Consider the following 1,584-nt stretch of genomic DNA (forward strand, 5'->3'; position numbering starts at 1 on the left):
CGCATCATTCAGAAGTGGGGAGTGTGACATTCCTACTTTACGGGATCAGGACATTCTAACTTTGCGGCTACAACGCAAATTCTGAGAACACTTATTTTGACAAGAAGTCCGTAACAGGTGCAGTCGTCGATCTACACCTTCTGCGCACTTCACTCCCATGTGGCCTCTGGCACTTTGGCTGGGTTCGGCCTCAATCAGAGAAAGGCCTCTTTCCGGCGTTTCCAGCTATTCCCCGGCAGGTCTAAACTATCGAAAATGCGTGATCCGTTCCGGGCCTAAACACCGAAAACGGCAAGTAAAAGCGGTAAATTGACGATGCCATTTCAACTGCCCGCACGACTGCGTTGCGCGTAATGGACGGGATCTGGCGGCGTGGGCGTCATGGAAGCGGCGGCAACAGGCTCTCGAGCAGAGCCTTCGACCTACACAGCTCAAGGACGTCAAAGCCCTTGCTGAACCAGCAGAGGATTGGCACTAGGAGATCACGGGCTTCTGCCTGCCGCTTCTGTTCACGAAGCATTACGGCCAAATCACAGGCAGATTTGAGCTCCCACATCCGTGCTCCCTGCTCCCGCGCAATCTCCAGAGCTTTACGGTAGCTGCGCTCGGCCTCATCAAGACGCTGCATGAGCAGGAGCAGTTCGGCCTTTATCCGGTACAGCTCGGCATTGAAGAACCGGCTGCCCGTCTCCCCCGTCCAAGCCAGGGGCTCCTCAATGACCCGCAAGCCTTCCTCGGGGGCACCGCAACGGCCGTAGGCCCGGACCAGCACGCTGTCGTGGAGCGATCGTGCAAATCCCGGCTGCGGGTGCCGGCGCTTGTACTCCATCTGCTCCGGATCGTTGTGCAGGGCCACCGCCACAAGCCGCTCGCGCCGGGCCACGTGCTGTCGCAGCGCGGGGAGACCCCACTCCGTGGCAAGAGCCATGGTCGCCTCGTTGGCTCTCCGGACCCCCTCCCAGTCATCCATCAGCTCAGCCAGGTGACCCGACATATGGACGGCATGAGCAGTACTCAGATGGTGTCCGCCGCGATGGCCGGCGGCGATCGCATCGGCCACTGCCTGCCGAGCGCGGTCGGGGTAGCCCCGGACCCACAGCACGCAGCCGCCGAGGACCAGCAGGTGCGGACCAGGGTCATCGACCTGTTCGATCAGGGTTTCGGGCCAGGGGCCCTCCTCGTATAGGCTTATCCCACGCTCAAAATGCTCCTGAGCCTCCGCAAACTTGCCAAGCTTGTAGCGGGCATTCAGGAGGGACCTGTGGCCATCGACGCAGAGGACGCGATCGTTTCGCGCCTCACCCAAAGCCAGGAGCTCAAGGCCGATCTCTTCCGCAGTGTGCAACTCGGCTTCGAACACATGAAAGCCAAAGAGCCCGCCGAGAATGGGGTGCAGCAGCCGATCGTCACCGAGTTCCGCACACAGGCTGCGCGCCCGGTACAAAGCGCTCCCGACCTCCTCTGCCGACCATCCCTTCGCACTCATTGCAGAGTTTCCCAGGCGCACTTGCATCCGGTCAGGGATCAGGTTCACCATCGCGAGTCCGCGCGAGCAGTGCGCGATGGCCTCCTGGTGCGCCTGTC

1 protein-coding gene is annotated in these 1,584 nt (G+C 61.1%); it reads right to left on the reverse strand.

All coding sequences use genetic code 11. The features are described 5' to 3' along the window. Positions 1-379: 379 nt before the first annotated feature. A partial coding sequence (locus tag ILT44_RS30305; protein ID WP_204243320.1) for a tetratricopeptide repeat protein occupies positions 380-1,584 on the reverse strand: 1,205 nt, incomplete at its 5' end.

It is taken from the genome of Microvirga arvi, from assembly GCF_016892765.1.
GTDB classification, from domain to species: Bacteria; Pseudomonadota; Alphaproteobacteria; order Rhizobiales; family Beijerinckiaceae; genus Microvirga; species Microvirga arvi.